We start from the raw sequence: 24,709 nt of genomic DNA on the forward strand, positions 1-24,709 counted from the left end.
TCCAACCGAATCCCTTGATCCTCATCGATGGAAAGAGACGTCCACCAACCCTCCAACGTGATATCGGGCTGGATCAGCATTTGTCCCTTGGCATCCGATATTCTCTCGGTGACCCGGATCACCAGGCGAAACCGATAGCTTTCCCCTCCATAGTGTCGTGTCACCCATGTGCTGAGGATCGCCACTTTCTTGCCGGGCCGAGGCTCCGTCACACGGCCCTCCCTGAAGGCCCGATCACGCCAAGAAAGGCGGTCCGCCCCGCGTGGATTCCATTGGATGATGAAGTTCACCTTAGGGTGTCGGCTAAGCTCCACAAGCGTTTCCCCAGCATCGTGAGCCGAGTCCGTTCGCACCAGCAGGGACCTTCGGGTAACCTTGCGGCCATGCCCCAGCATCTTGCGCAAAAATCCCACAAATCCGTTCTGGGAATGCTGAGACCCCGGGCGAAGCTTCATGCCCAGACACCATCGCTTTCGGCCGAGGTAGGCCGCAATGGGAGCGTATCCCTCATCGTTCTGGGACGTCCGCGACACCCCTTGTTTCTTTGTGTCGGAATTGTCCAGGCAAAACACATCCAGGTCCAAAGCCACATCCCCTGTGGAAAGAGGCGTTACGGGAACCTGGGTCCTCTCAAGCAGGTCAACGCCAGCGGCGCCGGCAAGACGTTCGAAAAGTCTCGCGTGCTTGTCGTAGCCCTGTCGCAAGGTTTCCTGCGATGGGACCTTTTGGATGTCCAGAGCCTCTTTGAACCAGTCATCGCCGGAAACTCCCTCGACGGCTTCAAAGTCGCTCTTTCCCAGACACAAAAGCCCCACAGAGGTCTTGACCACATCGGCATGAGAGATCACCGGCCTTCCCGGAACTTCCTTTTCCAACCGTTGGCAGAGGTCCGTGCTGCCGTTGATCCAATGGCCCACAAGAACCAGGCCCCAGTGCCCGCTGGAGTAAGCTTTCGAAGATCCTTCTATCTCGCTTCTTTTCATGAGGGCGCCTGCCGGGTGAAATTGGGACGGGAGACCCTAGAGCACCAGAGTGAATCAAATTCCATACGATACCTGCGACATGATACTTTTATGTATAGACACAACCTCACGGATTAAGGCCGGTGTCAGCTCGAAGTCCTGTTCAGCAAGATCGGCGTCGAAAACGGCCGGAAAAGCAAAACTATCGACGAGAATCCTCATTCAGAAGCCGCCTCTGCAAAATGGATGGCGTGGTTCGGCGATAGGTCTTTGCAAAAAACCAATCCCGCGGCGACCATCGCCTTTCTTATCCTCTCTTCCCGCTTCGCGCCTTCGGCAAAGGCCAAGATTTCATTAACGCCCCGACGGATTAACTCTGTTTTAGGATTTTTTCCCTTAACGCTCAGCCTTTTCGCGGCCTCGTACAACTCTTTAGTATGTTGCACCTGGGTGGGAACCGTCTATCTCAGCCGCGTACAAAAAGTTTAACTAGCATGTTGTCGTTTCCCGCACAAGTTGTCATACCCATTCTTTACCGGACTGCATCTTTTGCCTCGCCACGGTCAGGCCACACCGCGGTACATCGGAGTTCTTCCAGCTGCTTAGGCGTGTGGATAACAAGGAAGGTCCTTTCACCGTGTTGGCCCTAGCCATGGAAAGGGGTAGGACGGCCTATGGGAGGTAGATCTTTTTCAACAGGTCAGCGTTCTTCACCTGGCTCTCCGAGCCGTAATGAACTCGACCATCGGCGCGCACACGTCCTGCTTGAAGCCCTCGTAGAGCAAAGAGGAAACCAACATCGTGTCGTAGAAGGCGGCATCGCGAGAGAGCAATTGAACCGCCGCTGCTGGAAGCCGAAAATCCTTCAGTGTCCTGTCCACAGGATTCATGGCCGCCACGACCGGGAAAAGCATGCGGTGCGGCCCTCTTTCAATGGCAGCGGTATAACCGCCGTCCTTGGTCAGGTCATCCAAGGACACCAGGTGCCGGCTGGTACCATCGACGAAAAAACAACAGCTGTTTGATAATCTCGGTGATCGGCTACCCCTTGCGGCTGCGACGCATGGAGCCGAAGAAAGTATCGATCTGCTGAAAAATCTGGATGTTGTGAAGATAGCGGACAAACAGGCTCAAACCGCCCCGGCCGGTGAGCGTGTCGCTAGGACTCTCGACCCCATCGATGATCGCTTGGCTCTTCGCCACGGCTGCGGAGCGAAAAGACTCAAGAAGTTCCATCAAAGTGCCGACTCACAAGGTAAGAGACAAAAAGGAAAAAACGGGCGGAAGACTTAAAAAAGGCACCACAGCCCATCTTTACGAGGTCTTCCGCCGTGCTTAAGTTAACTTCGCAAATGAGAAAACTCCAAGGAGGCTGACATGGATAAGAACAAAGTTCTGGAGATGCAGCTCGATTTCCTGAAAGGAACCGATATTTCCAAAGAGGGGCTTCAGGCTCAAGAAGTTTTGGAATCGGGCACCGTGCCTTCTTCTGCCGTGGAAAAGGACGCGAGCGCTCATGCGGAAAACGATCTGCAGAACAAAAAACTTCAGGAACGCATCGAACGAAGCATGGACGCAATCAAACAATTCATTCGAAACATCGACATTAACAGCCTGTAGTTCTCTTTTGATCGAAACGAGCCAAGCCCCTTCACCTTTATCGGTGTGAGGGGCTTTTTTCGTGCTCAGCCTCCATGAGCCTTGTTGCCTTGGAGCCCTTTATGTTAGAAGCGCCATGCGGTGGCCCTGAAAACGTGCCTACTTCCAGCCGGGAAATATGACCAGGATACGCCGTGGGCTGCTGATAGCCCGGGCACATCGCTTTGAAAACCATATCAAGGACATTTTATGGACACTCTTTCAGCCGTCGCTTTAGGAATCCTTCAAGGAATCACCGAATTTCTTCCCGTGAGCAGCTCGGGGCACCTGGTTATCGGGCAGCATCTTTTGGGCTGGAAGGAACCCAATCTTTTTTTCGATGTCAGCCTTCATGTGGGCACCTTTTTAGCTGTTGCTTTGGTGTTTCGTCGTGACATTGTTTTACTTGTTCAGGGCGGCCTGAAATGGTTGAGGCATCCTTTAGTCGACAATTCTTATCCACGTGACGAAGCCCGCCGCCTTTTCACCCTGGTTCTCTGGGGCACCATTCCCACCGTGATCCTTGGCTTTGCCTTCAAAGATCTTTTTGAACGCCTTTTTACATCGGTCACGGCCGTAGGATTCAGCTTGCTTGTGACCGGAACCCTTTTATGGCTTACACGCCGCAAGATTTCTTCCTGGGGCAAGGGCCCTTTTGACATCCGTTTTCGACACGCCGCTCTCATCGGCCTGGTTCAGGGTCTGGCGATCGCTCCGGGCATTTCCAGGTCGGGATCGACCATTGCTGTGGCGCTTCTTTTAGGATTTCAAAGGGAATGGGCCGGACGGTTTTCTTTTTTGCTTTTTGTGCCGGCGGTTTTGGGAGCCATGCTTTTGGAATCTTTACACGTGAAGGCCATTCCGAATCCCGTAGGCCCTGTGCTTTGGGGCACTGCAGCGGCGGCGATCACAGGATATGTAGCCTTGCGTTTTTTACTTGCTACGGTGCGTCGAGGCCGCTTTCACCTTTTCGCTCCTTATTGTTGGACCTTGGGGACTGTTTGCCTGGCATTCATGTTTTTTCACCATGGGAATCCATGAAATATGACAACTTTTCTTCATGATCTAGCCGCATGGGTGGTGGCTTGGGCTCATACCCCACATGCTTCGGTGGCTCTTGCGGCCGTGGCCTTTGTGGAATCGAGCTTCTTTCCCATCCCTCCCGATGTGCTTCTCATTTCTTTGGCCCTCATCGAACCGAAACAATCCTTTACCTATGCCCTTATCTGCACCGTCTTTTCCGTTCTGGGCGGTATTTTCGGTTACGGTATCGGCCGGTACGGAGGCCGCCCCATTCTGGAACGGCTCATGAGCTCTTCCAAGATTCACGCCGTGGAACGTTATTATCAGCGCTATGATGTGTGGGCGGTAGGCATTGCAGGGTTCACTCCTATACCCTACAAGGTGTTTACCATCAGTGCCGGGACGTTCCTTCTGGATTTCAAGCGGTTCACACTGGCATCCGTCGTGGGTCGAGGGGGACGCTTTTTTCTTGTGGCCTCGCTTTTTTATTTCTTGGGGGAACCCATCGGCGAATTTGTCAAGAGGTCCTTGAACCTGCTGTCCGTGGTTTTTGCTGCCCTTCTTGTGGGTGGATTCGCCTTGATCCATTGGTGGTCCAAAAGACATGGGCCGGGCTCGGCGTCTTCACAGGCCGAGCATCCCGAAAAATCATGACATCGCAAGGAATACGAAAAGCCATGGGGCTGAGAGTGCTTGGTTTCAGTATCATCATGGCCTTTTTTGCGGTTTGGATACAAGGATCTTCGCACGCTGTGGAACCCGTGGACGGCGACTGGCTCATCGTGCATCTGGGAGCGGAACCAGGCACCTTGAATCCCATTACGGCGACGGACGCTTACGCCGGCCGGGTCAACGACCTCATCTATGAATCCCTTCTTCGCCGAGATCCTCGCACTCTAGAACTTGTTCCGGTCCTGGCTGAATCCTGGGACATTTCTGAAGACCGTCTCACCTTGACTTTCCATCTGCGCCGGGATGTGCGCTGGCAGGACGGCACACCGTTTACAGTTCGAGATGTTCTGTTTTCCTTCGAAAGGATCAACGACCCTGCGGTGGATGCTGCGCATCTTCGCAACTACTATCGAGACATCGAAAAACTGGAAGCTCTGGACGATTACACCATCCGCTACCATTACCGTATGCCCTACTTTCGAGCCCTGGAATTCTGCGGAGGTATTCCCATCGTTCCGGCTCATCTTTTTTTTAAGGAAGGAGAAAACTTCAACCAGCACCCGATCGGCCGAAACCCGATGGGCACAGGGCCTTACCGATTCGTTCGCTGGGAAACAGGAAAGGAAATCGTTCTAGAACGTCACGAAGGCTACTGGAGCACTAAACCTCATCTGGCACGGGTGGTCTTCAAGATCATCACAGACAATACCGTCGCGCTGCAGGTGCTCAAAAAGGGAGGGTTAGACCTCATGAGCCTTCGGCCCATTCAGTGGATGAGGCAGACCGGAAGCGCTCGATTTCAGGAACGTTTCCAAAAGCTCAAGTACTATCTTCCCAGCTACACTTATATCGGTTGGAACCAAAGAAAACCTTATTTTGACGATCGGCGTGTGCGCCAGGCCATGACCTTGCTCTTGGATCGAGAAACCATCCTGCAGCGCCTGCTCTTCGGGCTTGGCACGGTGGTCAGCGGCCCTTTCTACATCAACAGTCCCGAATACAATAAAACGATCAAACCTTACCCTTATGACCCTGAAAGAGCCCGAAAGCTTTTGAAGGAAGCCGGATGGGAAGATCATGACGGGGACGGCCTTTTGGACCGTAACGGCATTCCTTTTCGGTTTGAATTTCTTATTTCCGCAGGTTCCCTGTTCGCGGAACAATTGGCCACGATTGTGCAACAAAACTTGAAAAATGTTGGGATCTCCGTAACCATTCGAAAACTGGAATGGGCCGTGTTCATTCAGAAGATTCAATCCCACGAATTTGATGCGTGCACTTTAGGTTGGAGCCTGGGCTGGGAAACCGATCCTTACCAGCTGTGGCATTCGTCTCAGGCGGATAAGGGTTCCAACTTCGTAGGGTTTCGAAACGAAGAGGCGGATCGCCTGATTGAAGAGGCACGTCGTGAATTCGACCCGTTGAAACGGAGAGCCCTTTATCATCGGTTCCACGAGATTCTGCATGAAGAACAACCGTACACTTTTTTGTTCACAACTGAAGCCCTGGTGGCCGTGGACCGACGTTTTGAAAATGTGAGGGTTTATCCCATGGGATTAGAACTGAGAGAATGGTGGGTTCCCCTGGAAAAGCAACGATATCGGTAGAGTGCTAAAGAAAAGGAAAGCTCCAAGGAGCCGGCGAGCATGAGAGCTTACCTGGTCAAGAGATTGTTCCAGATGATTCCCACACTTTTGGGAATCACGTTTATTACCTTTTGCATCATTCAGCTGGCACCCGGAAACCCTGCCATGCTCAAACTGCAGATGGCCTCCCAAGGGGAAATGGCCGACACCGCCTACGCCAAGCAGATTATTGAACAGACAAAGAAACTTTACGGCTTGGACAAGCCCTTACCCGTCCAATACCTGCTTTGGGTCAAGCGGGTTTTCACCTTGGATTTCGGCACATCGTTTAAGGATCATCGCCCTGTGATGGATAAGATCGCTGAACGGCTTCCCATAACGATTCAAATCAATGTGCTTTCCATTTTTCTGGTTTATCTTATTGCGATTCCTTTTGGCGTCTATTCCGCCACCCACCCCGACACCGTTACGGACAAGACTCTGACCCTGTTATTTTTCTTTCTCTACTCCTTGCCTAACTTCTGGGTTGCGGTCCTCCTCATTATGCTTTTCGGCGGCGGTGACTTCTGGGACATCTTTCCCATTTACGGTATCTCATCCATTCATGCGGAAAACTGGCCTCTATGGCGCCAGATTCTGGATCGTCTTTATCACCTGGTGCTTCCCGTAGCGTGCCTTACCTACGGAGGTTTTGCCTACCTTTCGCGCCTGACTCGAGCCGAACTTCTGGAAGTCATTCGTGAAGATTACGTGCGGACGGCTCGGGCCAAGGGTTTGAGCGAACGGGTGGTCATTTTGAAACATGCTTTTCGGAACGCGCTGCTTCCCATTGTGACCTTGCTGGCGTTTCTGCTTCCGGCCATGTTCGGAGGCAGTGTGATCATCGAAAGCATCTTTTCCATTCCCGGCATGGGACAACTAGGCTTTGAAGCGGTGCTTTCCCGCGATTATCCGGTGATCATGGCCATCACCACTATTTCGGCCTTGCTCACCCTGCTCGGCTTGCTGCTTTCAGACATTTTGTATGCCGTGTTGGATCCCAGAATCCAGTTGGATTAGGACAATGTCATACTGGAGAATCGTCTGGCATCATTTTCGAAAAAAACGAAGGGCCATGGCAGGCCTGTGGGTGTCGGTGTTTCTCGCGCTGGTGGCCGTTCTGGCTCCCGTGTTAGCGAACGATCGACCTATTGTCGCCCTCTGGCAGGGTCGTCTAGTATTTCCTGTTTTCAATGAAGACCTTCGACCGGAAACCGGGACATGGAAGGATCTCTGGAATCCGAACGTCTTTCTTTTTCAAAAACCCTTCGGGCCTCCTCCATCGTGGGCTTTGTGGCCGCCGGTTCCCTATTCCCCGTCGGAATATGATCTCCTGGAAAACCTCTCCGCCCCGTCCCGAAAACATTGGTTCGGGACCGACGATCGAGGCCGGGACGTGCTCAGCCGCATGATTCATGGCGCCCGTATCTCCCTTTCCGTGGGTTTTGTGGCCGTAAGTATCGCTTTGGTAATCGGGATCACACTGGGAGGTTTTGCCGGCTATTTCGGTGGCTGGGTAGACGCCTTGATCAGTCGCCTCATCGAAATTCTTCTAACCATTCCGACGTTTTTTCTCATTATCGCCATAATCGCCTTTTTGCCGCCGAGCATCTACAACATCATGGTGGTTATCGGGCTGACGGGTTGGACCGGGGTCGCTCGGTTCGTACGCGCCGAATTCTTCAAGCTGAAACGGTTGGACTACATTCAAGCCTCCGCGGCGTTGGGAGCCTCCCACGTAAGGATTATCTTTTGGCACATGCTTCCCAACGCCATGGCTCCCGTGTTGGTTTCGGCAGTCTTTGGCATTGCTGGTGCCATTCTTACGGAATCGAGCCTGAGTTTTCTCGGTTTCGGCGTGCCGCCTCCCACACCGAGCTGGGGAGATATTCTTAGCCAGAGCCGTGATTACATCGAATTTGCGTGGTGGTTGACAACGTTTCCAGGGCTGGCCATTTTCCTTGGCATCACATCCTACAACTTGGTGGGAGAAGGTCTGAGAGATGCGATGGATCCAAAGCTTTTCGAGTGACGGTGTCCATCTCGGTCCGTTTGAAGGCTCACGTGACAAGACTGTTCGCCAGCAAGGAGTCACAATGGTTTTTGGAGCGCAGGCTGTCGCCCGCTTCTCATACAGGTAAGACTCCGGCGTTCTCAAGGGGAAATTCCCACTTGCTCAAGTGACAAACCTGTGGCTTTCAAAATTCATACTTTGAACCATTTCAAGGATTGACTCGCCATGCCTTTAACCTCAGCTTTTCCAGACACGGAATCTTCGGTGGTCATGACGGTGAGCCAGCTTAACGCCCGGATTAAGGGCTTGCTGGAGGCCAATTTTCCTTACGTATGGGTTCGAGGCGAAATTTCCAACCTGCGAATTGCTGGTTCCGGGCATGCCTATTTCACGCTTAAGGACAAGAACAGTCAAATCAGGACGGTCATGTTTAAGAGTCAGTTCCTTCGGTTAAAGTTTCGCCCCGAAGACGGCATGGCTGTGTTGTGTCAGGGAAGGTTGAGCGTCTATGAGGCGCGCGGTGAATACCAGATCATTGCTGATATCCTGGAGCCTGAGGGCCTTGGAGCGTTACAGCTCGCTTTTGAACAGCTTAAGGAAAAGCTTCAAAAAGAAGGGCTTTTTGATTCGCAACGCAAGCGACCTCTCCCGCTCAGACCGCAACGGGTCGCTCTGATCACCTCCGCCACGGGAGCGGCCGTGCGGGATATGCTGAAGATTTTTCAATGTTGCCCCTATCCTTTGACGGTAACCCTACTGCCTGTGCGTGTCCAGGGTGATGAAGCAGCTCCGGAAATCGTCCGAGCCCTGGAGACAGTGTCTCTTCTTCGAGACACTTTCGGTTGGGATGTGGTGCTTGTGGGTCGAGGCGGCGGTAGTTTGGAAGATCTGTGGCCTTTCAACGAAGAGATGACTGCTCGAGCTATCGCCTCATGCGCTGTTCCTGTCATTTCAGCGGTAGGACACGAAATCGATGTGACCATTGCGGATATGGTCGCCGATTTTCGTGCGCCGACACCTACGGCGGCTGCCCAATGGGTGGTCGATCGCCTGATAGAGGTGGAACGGCGACTGAACGATCAGGCAAAACGCTTACGCACGGCTTGGACCTTGCAATTGGAACGCCTTCGAACACGGCTCACCCACACGGAAAGCCGCCTCATCGATCCACGCCGACGCCTCGTGGATTGGCGCCTGGCTGTAGACGATCGGCTGGAGCGTTTGGTTCGGGCCATGAATCAGCAACTTTATCTGTGGCGAATGCGTTCCCTGCACGCCACTCAACGACTTCGGCAAGGGAATCCCAAAAAGCGCCTGCTGGACGCCCAAGGTCGTCTGGAACTTCTTTCCAGGCGCTTGCTGGGGGCACACCTTCAAGCCTTAGAGCGGCGGCGGTTCCAGGTTTGCTCAGTGGCGGCTCAGCTGGAATCCTTAAGTCCCGCAAGTATTCTCGCCCGTGGATACTCCCTGACGTTTAAAATGCCTGAAAACATCTTGATCCGCCAAGCTTCTCAGGTGCAACCTGGAGACATGGTGCGTATTCAGGTGGCTCAAGGCCACATGAACGCCAGGGTTCTCGAAATCTTCGAAAGCCCGATTTCAGGGGACAATGTGTCGGAACCATCTTCAAAGGGCCTTGACCTTCATGGACCATGAGAAAGGACCTTCCTATGACGTTTGCTGAAACTCAAAGCAAAGCCAAGCGAAAAAAAACGGAAAGTTTTGAAGAGGCGATGAAACGCCTGGAAGAAATCGTGGAAAAGCTGGAAAAGGGCGACTTACCCTTGGAAGTTGCAATGGAAGCTTTCAGTGAAGGCGTGGGGCTTGTACGGTTGTGCCACGAAAAGCTGGAAGAGGCGGAAAAGAAAGTGCAGATGTTGGTTCAGGGAGAAGACGGGCGTTGGATTGCCACCCCTTTTGACAAGCCGCCGGAAGAAAACGAATCCTAAGACGATCCGTGATTTGTAAGTGCTAGATTTCCCACTGGCATGAAGCCACGGTTCGTGATAGAAGCAAATTCCACCTTATTGCGGAGGATCTTTTTCCGTGAAATCCTTTGATGTTAAAGCTTATCTGGCTGAAAAACGAAAGGCGGTGGATGAGGCCCTAGAACGATTCTTTCCACCATCGTCGGGCCTGGAAAAAACCGTGGTGGAAGCCGCCCGCTACAGTCTGTTTGCTGGAGGTAAACGGCTTCGTCCCATTCTGTGCCTGGCAGCCGCCGAAGTGGTGGATGGGTCCCAGGATGCCGTCATGCCTGCGGCATGTGCTCTGGAAATGGTCCATACCTATTCTTTAATCCACGATGATCTTCCGGCCATGGATAACGACGACTTTCGACGAGGCCGTCCTACGAACCATCGAGTGTATGGAGAAGCCGTTGCCATCCTTGCCGGAGATCTTTTGCTGACGGAAGCCTTCGGCCTTCTGGCGGCCCCTGTAGGCTCTCAAGCTGCTTTGGTGCCGGCTGGAAAACGTCTGGAAGCTGTGGCCATTCTGGCGCGGGCTTCCGGAGCTCAAGGCATGATTGCCGGCCAGATCATCGACCTGGAATCGGAAACCCGGGAAGTGGATCTTCCCACGGTGGAATACATGCACATTCGCAAAACAGGGGCTCTTATCAGCGCTTCTTTGGAAATTGGCGCCGTCTTTTCCAACGCTTCCCAGGAAGCTCTCCATGCCCTCACACGGTACGGAAGGCACTTGGGGTTAGCGTTTCAGATCACGGACGATCTCTTGGACGTGGAAGGGGATCCTCAGGTCATGGGAAAATCGACGGGATCCGATGCAGCCAAGAACAAGAAGACCTATCCGGCCCTTTTGGGCCTCGGCCGCACTAAAGAAATTGCTCGAGAACACGTGGAAGAGGCCGTGAAGGCGTTGGACGGATTCGACCGTAAAGCCGACCCTTTACGGGCTTTAGCCCGGTATCTTTTGGTTCGGAAAGCTTAAGGGTTCAGGCTCAGATGATTTGTCTGAGAATCGAAGATCCCTCATATCGAAACGCTTTTGAAGGAGCAGGTTATCGACGTGGAACGTCATCCAAACCCGGAACGAGCCCCCATAAACATCGAAACCTCCTTGCTGCAACACATTGATTCCCCGGCGGACCTCAAACGGTTGTCCATCAAAGAACTGGAAACCTTGGCCGAAGAAATTCGCCGAGTTATCGTGCAGACCACTGCATGCACCGGAGGTCACGTTGCCCCAAACCTTGGCGTGGTGGAATTGACTCTGGCACTCCATTATGTCTTTGACGCTCCCAACGACCGCATTGTCTGGGATGTGGGCCATCAGTGTTACACCCATAAACTGGTCACCGGACGACGCGACCGCTTTCACACTCTGCGCCAATGGCAAGGAATCAGTGGATTTCCCAAACGTGACGAAAGCCGCTACGACGCCTTTGGAACGGGCCACGCCAGCACTTCCATTTCTGCAGCGCTGGGCATGGCCACCGCCAAACACCTCAAAGGATGCCCAAGCCGCATCATCGCCGTGATCGGGGACGGGAGCATGACTGGAGGCTTGGCTTTCGAAGCTCTCAATCATGCCGGGGACCTAGGGCGGGATCTCATTGTCGTCCTCAACGATAACGAAATGTCCATCTCCCCGAATGTGGGAGCCTTGTCTTCGTTTCTCAGCCGCAAACTGTCCAGCCGCACGGTCATGAGCCTCAAGCGTGAAGTGGAAAACACCCTCAAGGCCATACCCGGTGTAGGATCCAACATTGTCCAGCTCCTAAAAAAAAGCGAGGAATCCTTTTTGACGTTTTTCACCCCGGGCATGCTCTTTCAAGCTTTTCGATTTCAATACATCGGTCCGATCAAGGGCCATCGCCTGGACCGACTCATTGAAACTTTTGAAACCGTCAAATCCCTTAAAGGCCCTGTGCTCATTCACGTGGGGACCACCAAGGGTAAAGGTTATGTACCGGCGGAATGTGATCCCTCTCGCTTTCACGGCATCGGTTGTTTTGATCCCACAACGGGTGAAACGAAGAAAGAAGATATTCCATCCTACACAGCCGTTTTCGGCCGATGCCTGACGGAACTTGCCGAAAAAGATCCTCGTATCGTCGCCATCACCGCCGCCATGCCTCAAGGCACAGGCTTGGACACGTTCGCTCAGGTTTATCCCAAACGCTTTTTTGACGTGGGTATCGCCGAACAACATGCTGTGACCTTTGCCGCAGGGCTTGCTGCGGAAGGGTATCACCCTGTGGTGGCCGTATATTCCACTTTTCTGCAACGGGCCTACGACCAGATTGTTCATGATGTCTGCCTGCAAAATCTTCCCGTAGTGTTCGCCATGGATCGAGGGGGGTTGGTTGGAGAAGACGGGCCGACCCATCATGGGGTTTTTGATCTGGCCTATCTGCGGCACATTCCCAATATGGTGATCATGGCACCCAAGGATGAAAACGAATTGCGCCACATGCTCAAAACAGCCGTGCTTCATCGAGGCCCCATTGCCGTGAGGTATCCGCGAGGACAAGGACTGGGCGCGCCTTTGGATGCCGAACTTCGTGAAATACCCATCGGAGAGGGAGAATTGCTTCGAGAAGGTCGCGATGTGACCCTGGTGGCCGTAGGGGCCATGGTCATGGAAGCCATGGCAGCGGCGGAAATCCTTGCCCGGGAAGGTCTTGAAGCGGCCGTGATCAATGCCAGGTTTGTCAAACCCCTGGATGTGAACCTCATCGCCCGTTGGACTCAAAAAACCCCTTTGCTGGTGACGGTGGAAGATAATGTGCGTCAGGGAGGTTTCGGGAGCGCCGTTTTGGAAGCACTCAGCGAAGAAGGCATTTTGCCTCGACGCCTGCTGCGCCTGGGGATTCCCGATGCCTTTATCCCTCACGGGCCTTTGAAGGTGTTGCGACGCAACCTGGGATTGGATGCGGAAGGCATCGCCCAAAGTGTTCGAGAAGCCTTTGCCGGCCCCCTCGTAACCCATGACACCCTCATTCGAGCGGTTAGATAAGATCCTGGTGCAACGCGGCCTGGCCCCTAGCCGGGAAAAGGCTCAGGGGCTTATTCTGGCCGGTTGTGTCTGGGTGAATGGACATCCTGTCACCCAGTCGGGTCGCAGAATTCCTGAACAGGCCGAAATTGAGATTCGAGGTCAAGACCACCCTTATGTGAGCCGAGGCGGCATCAAGCTGGCTTATGCCCTGGATCATTTTGGGCTGGAGGTCAAGGGCCTTGTGGTGATGGATGTGGGGGCTTCCACGGGCGGCTTTACGGACTGTCTGCTCCAAAGGGGAGCCAAGAAAGTGTACGCCGTGGATGTGGGATACGGTCAATTGGCTTGGAAATTACGGCAGGATCCTCGTGTCATTGTTTTAGAACGTACAAATATTCGGTATCTGGATCCATCCGCCATCGCCGAACCGGTGCAGGGCGCCGTTGTGGACGTCTCTTTCATTTCCCTGAAGCTGGTTCTTCCAAAGGTCGTGACCTTTCTTTCCCCGGATGCCTTTCTTGTGGCTCTGGTGAAACCGCAATTTGAAGCTGGACGAGAACATGTGGGGAAAGGCGGTGTGGTCAAGGATGCCTCCGTCCACCAAGCCGTATGCCGATCGGTGGCCGAAACGGTCCAATCCCTGGAATTCCGAGTCCTGGGAATTGTGGCCTCGCCCATTCTTGGTCCCAAAGGCAATCGAGAATTTCTTCTGGCGGCCGAACGCACACTACCGCTGCAGACATAGCGGATGGGGTCGACTTTCTTTGAGAAGCCATGAAAATCCATTTCGTTTTTGTGGGAAAAACCGTTTTCCCGGAAGTGCAGCGAGGCATTGACCGGTATCTGGAAAGGATCGGTCACTACGTGCGATGTGAAGTGCATGTGGTGCGTCCTGAACGGGTGAATCCCAAGGTCCACGAAAAACACGAGAAAGAAGTGCTGGAAAAAGAAGGGCGCCGCATTGTGGAAACTGTCGCCAGCAGGGGCGTGCTCATCGTCTGGGACGAAAAGGGTATGGGCTTAACTTCAACACAGTACGCCGGTGTGCTGGACCGGCTTCAGCAGGCGGGGCAGGAAGTGTGGATGGTGTTAGGAGGTCCCTTGGGTTTGTCCGATGAAGTCAAGAAATCGGCACAGCATGTTTTTTCGCTTTCGCCCATGACTTTCCCTCACGACCTTGCGCGCCTTTTGGTCGCTGAACAAACCTACCGAGCTCTGACCATTCTTCGCGGAGAACCCTACCACAAGGGATCCTGAGCTCGGCACGTCCGCCATGGGCGGCAGGCCCAGACGGGTGCACCCGCGTGGTTGTCCTCGGCGGCGGGTCTGTAGGGGCGCGCCGCTATGTCCGCCTCCATGTTCCCCCGTTTCACGAGACTTTCGGGGCGGACACATAGGTCCGCCCCTACAAAACACCCCACATGAACCCGAAATATGGGTCCGACCTCTGAGCAATAGCATCTGGACCCGAACCCTGAATCCGCCGTCTGAATGACAAACTGGAGGCGCAAGCTGGCGTGTCCGCCCCCATGTTCCCCCGTTTCACGAGACTTTCGGGGCGGACACATAGGTCCGACCCTCCAGGTTTTTGCCTGCACATACCAAGAAAGGGTTCCGCCCTTAAGACGCCTTGGTCATAAAAACATGGCATCCAAACCTAAGGCCGCCACGTTTCGGCCAAAGGTCCCAAGGCCTTGTTGGCAGGATTTCAAACAGCGATGACTTCGGTCACCGAAGGCACTTCCTGGCGGATGATACGTTCCACTCCGGCCTTGAGTGTCATCTGGCTCATGGGACATCCATGGCAGGCTCCCGTAAGGCGCACCTTCACCACCGAACCTTCCACATCCACAAGTTCCACATTGCCCCCGTCTCTTTGCAGCATGGGCCGAATCTTGGACAGTGCCTTTTCAACTTGATCGCGCATGGTCTATCTCCTTCGTTTTCAGAATGGCATTCACTCCATTATTAAGACTTCCGTACGAACAAAGCAAACGCTAAAAGGATTCTTCAGGTGCTTTTGGATTATGAATGGTTTTAAAGAGTTAAGAAAAGACAGCGATTGACCTTTCTTTTTTTTTCCGCTAGGTTGACCGGCGCATGACCACTTCGGGGCTCGGGCGGACTTTCAGGAAAGGATGAGGATGAACCCACATAGGCTGGTGCTCAAAATTTCCGAGGAAGAAATCCGGAACCGTGTCCAGGAGCTGGCCGTGCACATCAGCCAAGATTATCAAGGCAAAGACCTTCTGCTCGTGGGAGTGCTCAAGGGAGCGTTTATTTTTCTTGCCGATCTTGTCCGCCATTTGGAGGTTCCTGCGGAAGTGGACTTTATCCGCATCGCCAGTTATGGAGCGTCAACGGAATCATCAGGAGGTGTTTCCCTCTCCAAGGATTTGGAATGCCCTATCGACAGCCGTGACGTGCTCGTGGTGGAAGACATTGTGGATACGGGCGTGACCATGCGATGGCTTATAGCACACCTGAAAAGCCGAAAGCCTCGTACGGTCAAAATTTGCGCCCTCATTGACAAATACGAAAGGCGTACGGTGGAAGTCCCCGTCGATTACGCGGGCTTTCGAATCCCTTCGGGGTTCGTCGTCGGCTATGGTTTGGACTTTGCCGAAAAGTACCGGGGACTTCGAGGCATTTACGAAGTGGTCTTTGACTCGCTCGAGGACTGTCATGCTGGTCAGCTGTGAATTGTGCGGAACCAAATACCGTGTCGATCCCAAAAGGCTTCACAAGGACAAGGTGAAAGCCCGCTGCAGTCGATGCGGCCATACCTTTGTGGTGCGGCGTTCCCAGGAGTCCGAACCCGAACCTGAATTTGAACCTTCAATGGTCGATTCCGAGGAACCGGATGTTTCAAGAGGAGCGGACGAAGAAGACGTCGAAGGCCCCACTCCTGTGGCACGGCCGGAACCTCGACCCCTTCGGCCTTCTGCAGTCCGGGAACGCTCTTCGTCCAAGCAGGTTGTCACTTTTGTTGTTCTGGCCTTGATCTTACTGGGAGTCGCCGGCGCCGCTTACTATCTCTTTTCCAAGGGAATGCTTTTTCAAAAGAAAGCCGTGCCCGTGCCCGGCAGCATGAAATCGACGGGAATTCCTCAAGTCACCATCGATCCTGACATTCGTGCGTATTTTCTGGAAAACATGTCTGCAGGCCAGATCTTTGTGGTGGAAGGAAAGGCGGTCAACGAATCGGGAGGGCCGGTGAGTTTTGTGCTTGTGGAAGGGAAGCTTTATACCACGGAGAAACAACCGGCTCAGGTACAAAAGGCCTACTGCGGCAATACCATGACCCGGGATGAATTGATGCGTCTGGATATGACCCAAATTCAAAACGTCATGATGAACCGGGAAGGCAAAGATTTGAGCAATGTCCATATTCCGTCCATGGGCAAGGTACCTTTCATGATTGTCTTTTACAACTTGCCTGAGCTTAGCCTTCTTTCGGACTACAGTGTGGAAGTGGTCAACGCTCAGGCGGATAAATGATCGAGAAGCGAGAGGGGAAACATGCTGGATCTCAAGTTCGTGCGAGAAAATATGGACCGGGTCGCCCAGATGCTTCGGGATCGGCAAATGGACATGGACATGGAGCCGTTTCGAAAGCTGGACGAGAAGCGACGAGCTCTCTTACGGGAAGTGGAACAGTTCAAGCACGAACGTAATCAAGCCTCTGAAGAGATCGCACGACGAAAGCGGGAAGGGGCCGATGCCGAAGATCTGCTGCAGGCTATGAAAGGAGTGTCGCAGCGGATCAAGGAATTGGAAACTGAACTGGCAGGTATTGAGGAGCGGTTTCGAGAAATTCTGATGTTTATTCCCAACATGCCTCATGCCTCCGTTCCGGTAGGAGTGGATGAAACAGCCAATCCCGTGGTCAAGACCTGGGGGGAACCACCCAAGTTTGATTTTGAACCCAAAGCTCATTGGGACATAGGAGAAGCTTTGGGGATTTTGGATTTTGAACGGGCGGCTCGAATGACCGGAGCACGATTCACGCTGTATTGGGGCGCCGGCGCCGCTTTGGAACGAGCCCTGATCAGTTTCATGCTGGACGTCCACACAGCCCGTCACGGCTACACGGAAGTGCTTCCGCCCTTTATGGTCAACCGCACCGCCATGACCGGCACGGGTCAGTTACCCAAGTTTGAAAAGGATCTTTTCAAATTGGAAGGTTGGGACTATTTCCTGGTGCCTACCGCAGAAGTTCCGGTGACCAATATTCACATGGACGAAACCCTGGAAGAAGACGAGCTTCCCAAGTATTACACAGCCTACACGCCATGCTTTCGATCTGAGGCGGGATCTTACGGCAAAGATACGAGAGGCCTCATTCGGCAACACCAATTCAACAAAGTGGAACTGGTGAAGCTCGTCAAGCCGGAAACATCTTACGACGAACTGCAGACCTTATTGGAAAACGCGGAAACCATTCTTCAAGAGCTAGGGTTACACTATCGCGTGGTGGTGCTGTGCACGGGTGATTTGGGCTTTTCCGCCGCCAAGACCTACGATATTGAAGTGTGGCTTCCCGGTCAAAACACGTACCGGGAAATTTCTTCGTGCAGCAACTTTGAAGATTTTCAGGCGCGTCGCGCCAATATTCGGTTCCGTCGAAAGGGAAAGAAAAAAACCGAATTGGTGCATACCCTCAACGGGTCCGGATTGGCCGTCGGGCGCACCCTTGTGGCCATTCTCGAAAATTATCAGCAGGCCGACGGAACGGTCCTCATCCCGGAAGCCTTACGTCCTTACATGCGCGGCCTGGAAAGGATCACTTCCCAGCGCTAGAGTTTAAAGATGAATCATAAGGAGCAGACGTCATGACCAAGAGTCAATTGATCGAAGCCTTGGCCAAGGCCGAGGGCATCACGCTCAAAGCCGCCGAACTCGCCGTCAATGTCACCTTTGAAAGCATGGAAAAGGCCTTGATGCAAGGAGATCGCGTGGAAATTCGAGGGTTCGGCAGCTTTAAGGTGAAAAAGTACGACGGCTACAAAGGCCGAAACCCCAAAACCGGAGAACTCATTGACGTGCGTCCCAAACGACTTCCTTTCTTTAAGGTAGGAAAAGAACTCAAAGAACGGGTCGACAAACAATAGGCAAAGAAACCTCTCCACTAAAGAAGCTTCAACAATTTTCGAACGTCGGACAACGAAGCGGCTTCCTCAAGACGACAAAAGCATGAAGCCGCTTCGGTCACAAGGCTCCGGAGTCCCTACAAAAATGGGCGCCTTTCTTTTCACATTGCCAAAATATCCTGAAGATGCCGAAGCAGATCGGCATCCGTCTTCCAGCATATGCCTTTTTCGACATTCAGCACTTCTTCAGGAACCCAAGAATCCAGATAGATGCGAACATGATTTCCTTGGGGCGCCCAAACGGCCGGGTCTGTCGGCCCAAAGATCACAAGGCTGGGGACATCCATGGCCGCCGCCACATGGGATACTCCGGAGTCACAACCCACAAAAAAGGCAGCACCGTTCAGTAAGGCCATAAGCGTGTTGAGGTCTTGGATCAGGAACACAGGCCAGCCCCATTTTTTGGAAAACGCCTCCACAAAAGAGGCAGCCTTTTCATCGGCAGGGCCACGCAGCATCACCACGGGCCTTCCAAAAAAGCCACGTGTGGCTTCAAACAAGCTCTGCCATCGGGGCATGGGCCACACCTTTCGAAGCCCACCGCTACCCATGTGCACCACCCCATAACGCCCCCAAGAAAGGCCTTTGGATGCAACCCAGGCTGCCACGTGGGAATTCATGGACGAATGGCCTAAAATTTGCGCCCTTTTTTCGGGTACGGGAAATCCAAAGGCTTTCAGCTGCTCAAAGAGGAACCGTGTCACCGGCATGGGAACTCCGTCTTGAGGAAAGGATTGGATCCAAAAAACTTTTCCCGAAAGCCGCTCTTGCAGACGTTCCACGGCAAGGTGAGCACTTTTTTGTCCCACCCAGAAAAAAAACCGGCATTCGGCCAGGGCCGAAGGAATCGGTGCCTTTTCCCACGCCTGGTCCGTAAAAAGTGCCAACCACAAAGGCTCCTGTATCGTGTGCCCCGTCACCTGATAGGGCTTGCCCGACAAAAGATCCAGATGTGCAGGTTGTGTCCACAAATGGAACCTCGCTTCTGGAAACAACTCGTAAAAAGCGTCTATTACAGGAGTAAAGAGGACAAAGTCTCCCAAGGCCCCTTGATGCCAAAAGCCCACAGAGCGGCCATCCTGGAACATTTTTGTCCCTTTCCCATAGAAAACCATCCGCTATAAAAGCCCGCAGAATCATATTTTATTTTTCTATTCTTAATACTTACGCAATTCATCTTCCGGTTGGCAAGGTTTTTTACCTTTTAAGGGAGTGTTCAGCCCCAAAGAGGAAAATGAGATATGGTCAAGGTTGAAGCGATCGTCAAGCCGTTTAAGTTGGGTGAGGTGCAGGAGTCGCCGCCTGATCCGGCTTTCAGGGCATGACCGTGACTGAAGTCAAGGGTTTTGGCTGTCAAAAAGGGCAGGTGGAACTTTACCGCGGCGCTGAACATCGAGGGGATTTCGTCCCAAGGCTTCACATGACGGTGATGACTGCGGAGGACCTGTTGGGTCGGATTGTGGAAGGTATCCGCTCAGCCGCCTCTTGAAGCGGCAGAGGCTTTCCTGGGGTCCTTTCCTCCAGCTAACCTTACGCTTAAAATCATTAAAGCGGCGGTGGATTGCGAGTCAGCGCGAAAGAAAGGAATCAGGGGACTGCATGTGAGGGAACAGGGCGATAGCGCCTCTCGGGACTTCGTTCCGGTCCCCGGCATGCCGGGCGCAGCGGAAATAGGGAGAGCCAAATCAGAGATGGCTTACGCCATGAAGCCACACTTGACCAAAGGGCACGTGGTCACGGTGTCATAAAGTCTGCAGTAAGGTCACCGTCGGTCGCTCAAAATCCAGTAAAAACCGGGATGGGCACGGCGCGTCGTGCGCCGGTTTGTTTTGAATAGCTGGTTCTCATTCATGATTTAAAAAACGCGAAACCATGAGCCTATCGAAAGCCGCAGCCATGCTGATGCGGCATCACCGTCAGAACCTGATCCCTGGATGGCGTCAAGAAAAATTAAGCGAGGCGATGATCGGGATCACGGGAAGCGGACCGTATCCCGCTTCCTTTTTCCTGGCATCTGCAGTTGCCTTGGGTCTTCGCCGTTTTATCGTCATCTGCCCAAATCTTGATGAAACTTTCACCTCGCTCGCTCGTTCCCTGGATCCCAACATTCAACTGGCTTACGTTCAAGGCTGGGTGACTCACCCCGCCACAGCCTCCTTGCTGGATCGTTGCTCGGTCCTTGTGGATTTTTCCCAACTCGGTCTTACCAACAAGCTTCTTTTTAATGCCGCTCGGAAAACTGAAACCCCATTGATCACCGTTCGATGTTTGACCGAGACAACTCAAGCCGGCTTCAGGTTTTTCAGCTACACGCCCGGTAAAGATTCGGCCGCGATCCATTCCATGATAGCTCCTCAGTCGCTTTCAGCAACACCCTGGAATGATCTTGCTCCAGCCATGGCGGTTGCGGGTCTCGCTTTGGAAGAAGTCAAAAGAATCCTTTTTGAAAGGCCCCAAACCCAAAACGTACTGACATACGTCCGTCCTTACCCCGCCCAATCTTTAAAAAATCTTTCGGTAGCGATCGTGGGCGCGGGAGCTTTGGGAAATTTCGCGGCACCGACCTTGGTCCTTTTGGGTTGCCGACGCATCACCGTCTTTGACCCGGATCGCGTGGACGTCACCAACCTAAACCGTCAAATCTTTTTTGCCCAGGATGTGGGCGCCATGAAAGCTCCGGCCTTGGCTTATCGCCTGAATATGTTTTTAGGAACCGAGATTCACGGCATTCCCAAGACCTTTGATGAACAAACGGATCTTTCAGCTTTTGACGTCGTCCTGGACTGCGTGGACAACTTTGAAACGCGTCTTGTTCTCAGTCGACGGGCTCAAGAAGAGGGGAAAATCCTTGTCTCGGGCGGCACAGGACCCCATCGAGGTCAAGTGGTGTGTTATCATCCACAATACAGTCAAGAAACACCGGCACGCATCCTCAATTTGGAGCACTTGGTGCGACGGAGATCCCTTGCCCCGGCCCATGAGCCTCCTCAACCCGTTACAGGCGCTGAGGCCGTCACCGCATCGTGCCGGCTTCAGGCGGATCCGTCTGTGGTCATGAGTAACCAGATTATCGGAGCCTTCATGGCGGATCTTCTCCACCGCATGCTTTCCGGGGAACCACCGGGAATTCTTTTTTATGAGTCCTCGGAAACAGAAGGTCTGCGGCTCAACACCTTGTGGAAGGCTGATTTTGAAGCATGAAAAAAGGCGGTCCTCATGAGACCGCCCTCAAGCCACCCTCTCCCAGCCCCTCCTGCCGGAATGGGTCACGCCACAAGAAACTGCAAGCTTCAAAGATTGTCCAAGAATTTCAGGCTCAACCTCATTGACTCAACACGAGCTGCAATCTTTGGAAGGGACGCGCTTGAGGCGCGTCCTCTCCCATTAGACTAAAAGCTGAAAAACACTTTTTGCAGAACTTTGGGGGTCACGCCCGCCATGTCCAGATACATGGTGATGCCACCCATGAAGAACGGCCAGCCGGCCCCCATAATCATCGCCAAATCCACATCCCTGGAACTGTCCACGACCTTTTCCTTTAGGATAAGATCAATCTCCTTGGCTAGGTTGCTCAGCACGCGATCGCGAATCTCATCGGCGAGGAATTCCTTTTGACCCTTCTTGACCCAGAGCTTTTCCACTTCAGGATCGACCTTCTTGGTCTTAGCTCCCGGCACATAAATGCTTTTCTTGCCGGCATCCACCAGTTTCTTGAAATTGGCGTTAAGCGGAAAACGTTCCGAACCAAAGGCATGGTTGAGGGTTTCCGCCACATGGTACGCCACGGGAAAGCCCACCAGGGCCAGCAGGTCAAAGGGAGCCATGGGCAATCCCAAGCCTAGCAGAGCTTCGTCCACTTGAATGAAATCGGCGCCTTCGTCCACCATAGCGAGGCAATCAGCCAGCATCTTGGTTAGAATGCGGTTGACCAGAAAAGCCGGAGCATCCTTGACCAGGACACCGGTCTTTTTAAGTTTTTTGGCCAGATCAAAAGCGGTGGCCAAGGTGAGATCGTTGGTTTGAGGCGTCTTGATGATTTCCACCAAAGGCAGCACAGCCACCGGGTTGAAAAAGTGGAAGCCGACCACCCGTTCCGGATGTTTCAGGTCTGCCCCCATCTCGGTGACGCTGAGAGACGAGGTGTTGGTGGCGAGAAGACATTCCGGACCCACCACCGCTTCCACTTCCGCAAACACCTGTTTCTTGATGTCCATGCGTTCAAACACGGCTTCGATCACAAAATCGCAGTCGGCAAAATCATCATAGCTCAGGGTACCGTGCAGAAGGCTGGAAAGGTAGCGAGCGCGGGCTTCGGGCATGCGGCCCTTTTCCACCATCTTTTGAAATTCCTGATGGACATAAGCACAGCCCTTGTCCACGAATTCCTGCTTGATGTCCTTCATGACCACAGGAACACCCAGCCGATAGATGAAAAGCTGAGCCAACTGGGATGCCATGAGACCGGCCCCGATGATGCCCACCTTTTTCACAGGTTTCGGCTTGGCCTCGGGCACCCCTTTGACCTTCTTGGCATAGCGGTTCACCAGATCAAAAGCGTAAATGGAACACTTGCACTGACGGCTCTTAATGAGGTCCCCCAAGGCCTTGTTCTCTTCCTCAAAGCCCTGGTCCACATCCCATTTGGTGGCCCCTTCGATGAGTTCGATGGCGCGATAGGGTGCCGGAGCCGCTCCATGGACTTTGCTGTCCACGAATTCCTTGGCTTTGGTGATGGCGGCCTTGAGGTTGGTGACTTTCGGAGTCTGACGTTCCACCTTTTCGGTGCCTGCAATAATCCCCATGAGGAAACGGAGCGAGTCGTCGAAAAATTCGGCTCCGTCAAACAATCGATCCGCCAGACCCATTTCATAGGCCTTGAGGCCGTCAATCATGCGGTTTTGATTGAGGGCATTGAAAATGATGAGTTCCAAAGCTTTTTCCGGGCCGAGAAGCTTGGTGGCCAGGGTGCAGCCGCCCCATCCGGGAATCAGGCCGATAAAACATTCGGGAAAGCCCATGGCCGGAACACTTCGAGACACGGTGCGATAGTTGCAATAGAGACCGATTTCCAGGCCGCCCCCCAGAGCCACACCGTTGTAAGCCGCGACGGTTGGAAAAGGCAGGTCCATGAGGCGCTTCATGATGGTATGGCCTGCCTTACCGATCTGGTAACCCTGTTCAAAGGTGGTGACAAAAGGCACCTGGGTGAGATCGGCTCCGGCCGCAAAGATGTAAGGTTTTCCCGTGAGCATGAGGCCCTTCACGTCTTTTTCGGCCAACACGGTGTCAATGGCCTCATTGAGCGACATGAGGGCGGCTTCGCTGAACACATTGGGTTTTTTGTAATCATGCCCGTTGTCCATGGTCACGATGGCCAGCTTGCCAACGGGAGAGTTCCAGAAATTGACGAAAAACTTGGTCACCGGTTCGCCCATGACAATCCCCCTTTATTCGGACTTCGCGGTTTGAAGGTTTTCCCAAATGACCGATCCCCCTTGGCCCAAACCCACGCACATGGCCGCCAAACCGTAGCGCGCTTCGGGATGGGCTTCAAAATAGTGCATGAGGTGAATCATGAGCCGCGGGCCGGAAGAAGCCAAAGGATGCCCGAAAGCAATGGCTCCGCCGTAAGGATTCAGGCGCTTGTCATCGGGAATCTTCATGCCGAATTCCTTCATGAATACAATGGCTTGAACCGCAAAGGCTTCGTTGAGTTCGATCACGTCAAGATCTTCAAATTTTAAGCCTGTGCGTGCCAAAACCTTGTGGGTGGACGGCACGGGACCATAGCCCATGATTTCCGGCTTGACGCCCGCATAGGCATATCCCACCAAGCGCATCTTCGGCTTAAGGCCCAGTTCCTTGGCCTTGTCGGCAGACATGAGCAGCACACCGCAGGCACCATCGTTCAATCCGGAAGCATTTCCAGGTGTCACCTTACCTTGAACACGAAACGGGGTCTTCAGGGTGGCCAAGGCTTCCATGGTTGTTTCCGGGCGAGGCTGTTCGTCACGGTCCGCCACCACCCAACCGTTCTTGGTGTAGACGGTCATGGGAACGATCATTTTCTGAATGATACCGTCCTGGTAGGCCTTGTAGGCCTTCTTCTGGCAATGGTACGCGTATTCGTCGGCCATTTCCTTGGTGATCTCGGGAAACATGTCATGCAGGTTTTCCGCGGTCTTGCCCATGACCAGAGCATCTTCGGAAACGATTTTTTCCGCAATGAAACGCGGATTGGGATCGGCGGTCGCTCCCATGGGATGATGCCCCATATGTTCCACACCGCCGGCAATGGCCACATCCACGGAACCCAATGCGATCTCCGAAGCGGCGCAGGTGACGGCCGTCATGCCGCCCGCGCACATGCGATCTACGGAAAAACCCGCCGTGGATTCGGGCAGACCGGCCAAAATGGCCGTGGTGCGCCCCATGGTCAAGCCCTGGTCCCCTTCCTGCGTGGTGGCACCCCACACGTTCTCTTCAACCATTTCGGGTTTCACCTGAGGGTTTCGACGCAGAAGCTCCCTGATCACTTTGACCACCATGTCATCGGCACGCGTCATCCAAAAGATGCCCTTTTCTCCGGCTTTTCCAAACGCCGTGCGAACCCCGTCCACTAAAACCACGTCCCTAAGCTTCATCGAATGTCCTCCT

The 24,709-nt window shown here is 53.4% G+C and carries 23 protein-coding genes and 1 pseudogene; 17 read left to right on the forward strand and 7 right to left on the reverse strand.

The features are described 5' to 3' along the window. The 3 genes and pseudogenes from WHS46_08280 to WHS46_08290 all read right to left on the reverse strand — a co-directional run. Positions 1-983, reverse strand: a 983-nt coding sequence (locus WHS46_08280) for a transposase (protein MEJ5348669.1), incomplete at its 3' end; no start/stop codon positions are given. Positions 984-1,672: 689 nt separating this feature from the next. Continuing rightward, entirely contained in the window at positions 1,673-1,936 is a 264-nt protein-coding gene (locus tag WHS46_08285) for a hypothetical protein (GenBank protein MEJ5348670.1), read from the reverse strand. 3 nt (positions 1,937-1,939) lie between these two features. Next, positions 1,940-2,123 (reverse strand): annotated as a pseudogene (locus tag WHS46_08290) (IS1380 family transposase). A gap of 216 nt (positions 2,124-2,339) precedes the next feature. Between WHS46_08290 and WHS46_08295 the strand changes: the two are divergent. The 12 genes from WHS46_08295 (at position 2,340) to WHS46_08350 (ending at position 14,156) form a co-directional block, all read left to right on the forward strand. Continuing rightward, positions 2,340-2,582 (forward strand): hypothetical protein, encoded by a 243-nt coding sequence (locus WHS46_08295; GenBank protein ID MEJ5348671.1) that lies wholly within the window; start codon positions 2,340-2,342, stop codon positions 2,580-2,582. A 228-nt stretch (positions 2,583-2,810) separates the two neighbouring features. Then, on the forward strand, positions 2,811-3,641 hold the full coding sequence (locus WHS46_08300; GenBank protein MEJ5348672.1) for an undecaprenyl-diphosphate phosphatase: 831 nt from the start codon (positions 2,811-2,813) through the stop codon (positions 3,639-3,641). A gap of 3 nt (positions 3,642-3,644) precedes the next feature. Continuing rightward, positions 3,645-4,277, forward strand: coding sequence for a VTT domain-containing protein (locus tag WHS46_08305; protein ID MEJ5348673.1), 633 nt, complete (start codon positions 3,645-3,647; stop codon positions 4,275-4,277). 23 nt (positions 4,278-4,300) lie between these two features. Next, on the forward strand, positions 4,301-5,902 hold the full coding sequence (locus tag WHS46_08310; protein ID MEJ5348674.1) for a peptide-binding protein: 1,602 nt from the start codon (positions 4,301-4,303) through the stop codon (positions 5,900-5,902). Between the two features lie 39 nt (positions 5,903-5,941). Then, the gene (locus WHS46_08315) at positions 5,942-6,940 is read left to right on the forward strand and encodes an ABC transporter permease (GenBank protein MEJ5348675.1); all 999 of its coding nucleotides are present in this window, start codon (positions 5,942-5,944) and stop codon (positions 6,938-6,940) included. Between the two features lie 4 nt (positions 6,941-6,944). After that, the gene (locus WHS46_08320) at positions 6,945-7,952 is read left to right on the forward strand and encodes an ABC transporter permease (protein MEJ5348676.1); all 1,008 of its coding nucleotides are present in this window, start codon (positions 6,945-6,947) and stop codon (positions 7,950-7,952) included. A gap of 207 nt (positions 7,953-8,159) precedes the next feature. Beyond that, positions 8,160-9,590, forward strand: a complete 1,431-nt coding sequence (xseA, locus tag WHS46_08325; protein MEJ5348677.1) for an exodeoxyribonuclease VII large subunit — start codon at positions 8,160-8,162, stop codon at positions 9,588-9,590. 14 nt (positions 9,591-9,604) lie between these two features. Next, entirely contained in the window at positions 9,605-9,883 is a 279-nt protein-coding gene (locus tag WHS46_08330) for an exodeoxyribonuclease VII small subunit (GenBank protein MEJ5348678.1), read from the forward strand. A gap of 97 nt (positions 9,884-9,980) precedes the next feature. Continuing rightward, positions 9,981-10,886, forward strand: a complete 906-nt coding sequence (locus tag WHS46_08335) for a polyprenyl synthetase family protein (protein ID MEJ5348679.1) — start codon at positions 9,981-9,983, stop codon at positions 10,884-10,886. Positions 10,887-10,964: 78 nt separating this feature from the next. Further along, a complete protein-coding gene (dxs, locus tag WHS46_08340; GenBank protein ID MEJ5348680.1) occupies positions 10,965-12,917 on the forward strand; it encodes a 1-deoxy-D-xylulose-5-phosphate synthase in 1,953 nt (650 codons plus the stop codon). A 7-nt stretch (positions 12,918-12,924) separates the two neighbouring features. Further along, positions 12,925-13,644, forward strand: a complete 720-nt coding sequence (locus WHS46_08345; GenBank protein ID MEJ5348681.1) for a TlyA family RNA methyltransferase — start codon at positions 12,925-12,927, stop codon at positions 13,642-13,644. A 29-nt stretch (positions 13,645-13,673) separates the two neighbouring features. After that, positions 13,674-14,156 carry a 23S rRNA (pseudouridine(1915)-N(3))-methyltransferase RlmH gene (locus WHS46_08350; protein ID MEJ5348682.1) on the forward strand — a complete coding sequence of 161 codons (483 nt, stop codon included), beginning with the start codon at positions 13,674-13,676 and terminating at the stop codon, positions 14,154-14,156. 451 nt (positions 14,157-14,607) lie between these two features. On the opposite strand, the gene WHS46_08355 is transcribed toward WHS46_08350, so the two are convergent. Beyond that, positions 14,608-14,826, reverse strand: coding sequence for a NifU family protein (locus tag WHS46_08355; GenBank protein MEJ5348683.1), 219 nt, complete (start codon positions 14,824-14,826; stop codon positions 14,608-14,610). A gap of 217 nt (positions 14,827-15,043) precedes the next feature. Here WHS46_08355 and hpt point away from each other — a divergent pair, with 217 nt between their 5' ends. From hpt to WHS46_08375, 4 genes are read left to right on the forward strand one after another with little or no spacing between them, the layout of a single operon-like run. After that, the gene (gene hpt / locus WHS46_08360) at positions 15,044-15,601 is read left to right on the forward strand and encodes a hypoxanthine phosphoribosyltransferase (GenBank protein ID MEJ5348684.1); all 558 of its coding nucleotides are present in this window, start codon (positions 15,044-15,046) and stop codon (positions 15,599-15,601) included. Continuing rightward, positions 15,585-16,400: a zinc-ribbon domain-containing protein gene (locus tag WHS46_08365; protein ID MEJ5348685.1), complete on the forward strand. Its 816-nt coding sequence runs from the start codon at positions 15,585-15,587 to the stop codon at positions 16,398-16,400. Before hpt ends, WHS46_08365 begins: the two co-directional genes overlap by 17 nt. Positions 16,401-16,421: 21 nt before the next feature. Next, on the forward strand, positions 16,422-17,702 hold the full coding sequence (serS, locus tag WHS46_08370; GenBank protein MEJ5348686.1) for a serine--tRNA ligase: 1,281 nt from the start codon (positions 16,422-16,424) through the stop codon (positions 17,700-17,702). 32 nt (positions 17,703-17,734) lie between these two features. Next, the gene (locus tag WHS46_08375) at positions 17,735-18,013 is read left to right on the forward strand and encodes an HU family DNA-binding protein (GenBank protein MEJ5348687.1); all 279 of its coding nucleotides are present in this window, start codon (positions 17,735-17,737) and stop codon (positions 18,011-18,013) included. 140 nt (positions 18,014-18,153) lie between these two features. On the opposite strand, the gene WHS46_08380 is transcribed toward WHS46_08375, so the two are convergent. Beyond that, entirely contained in the window at positions 18,154-19,140 is a 987-nt protein-coding gene (locus WHS46_08380; protein ID MEJ5348688.1) for a glycosyltransferase family 9 protein, read from the reverse strand. A 784-nt stretch (positions 19,141-19,924) separates the two neighbouring features. Between WHS46_08380 and WHS46_08385 the strand changes: the two genes are divergently transcribed. Beyond that, positions 19,925-21,253: a ThiF family adenylyltransferase gene (locus WHS46_08385; GenBank protein ID MEJ5348689.1), complete on the forward strand. Its 1,329-nt coding sequence runs from the start codon at positions 19,925-19,927 to the stop codon at positions 21,251-21,253. A gap of 188 nt (positions 21,254-21,441) precedes the next feature. On the opposite strand, the gene WHS46_08390 is transcribed toward WHS46_08385, so the two are convergent. Both WHS46_08390 and WHS46_08395 read right to left on the reverse strand, forming a co-directional pair. After that, entirely contained in the window at positions 21,442-23,487 is a 2,046-nt protein-coding gene (locus WHS46_08390; protein ID MEJ5348690.1) for a 3-hydroxyacyl-CoA dehydrogenase NAD-binding domain-containing protein, read from the reverse strand. 12 nt (positions 23,488-23,499) lie between these two features. After that, positions 23,500-24,696 carry a thiolase family protein gene (locus WHS46_08395; GenBank protein MEJ5348691.1) on the reverse strand — a complete coding sequence of 399 codons (1,197 nt, stop codon included), beginning with the start codon at positions 24,694-24,696 and terminating at the stop codon, positions 23,500-23,502. Between the last annotated feature and the right edge of the window lie 13 nt (positions 24,697-24,709).

This window comes from Desulfosoma sp. (assembly GCA_037481875.1).
GTDB lineage: Bacteria > Desulfobacterota > Syntrophobacteria > Syntrophobacterales > DSM-9756 > Desulfosoma.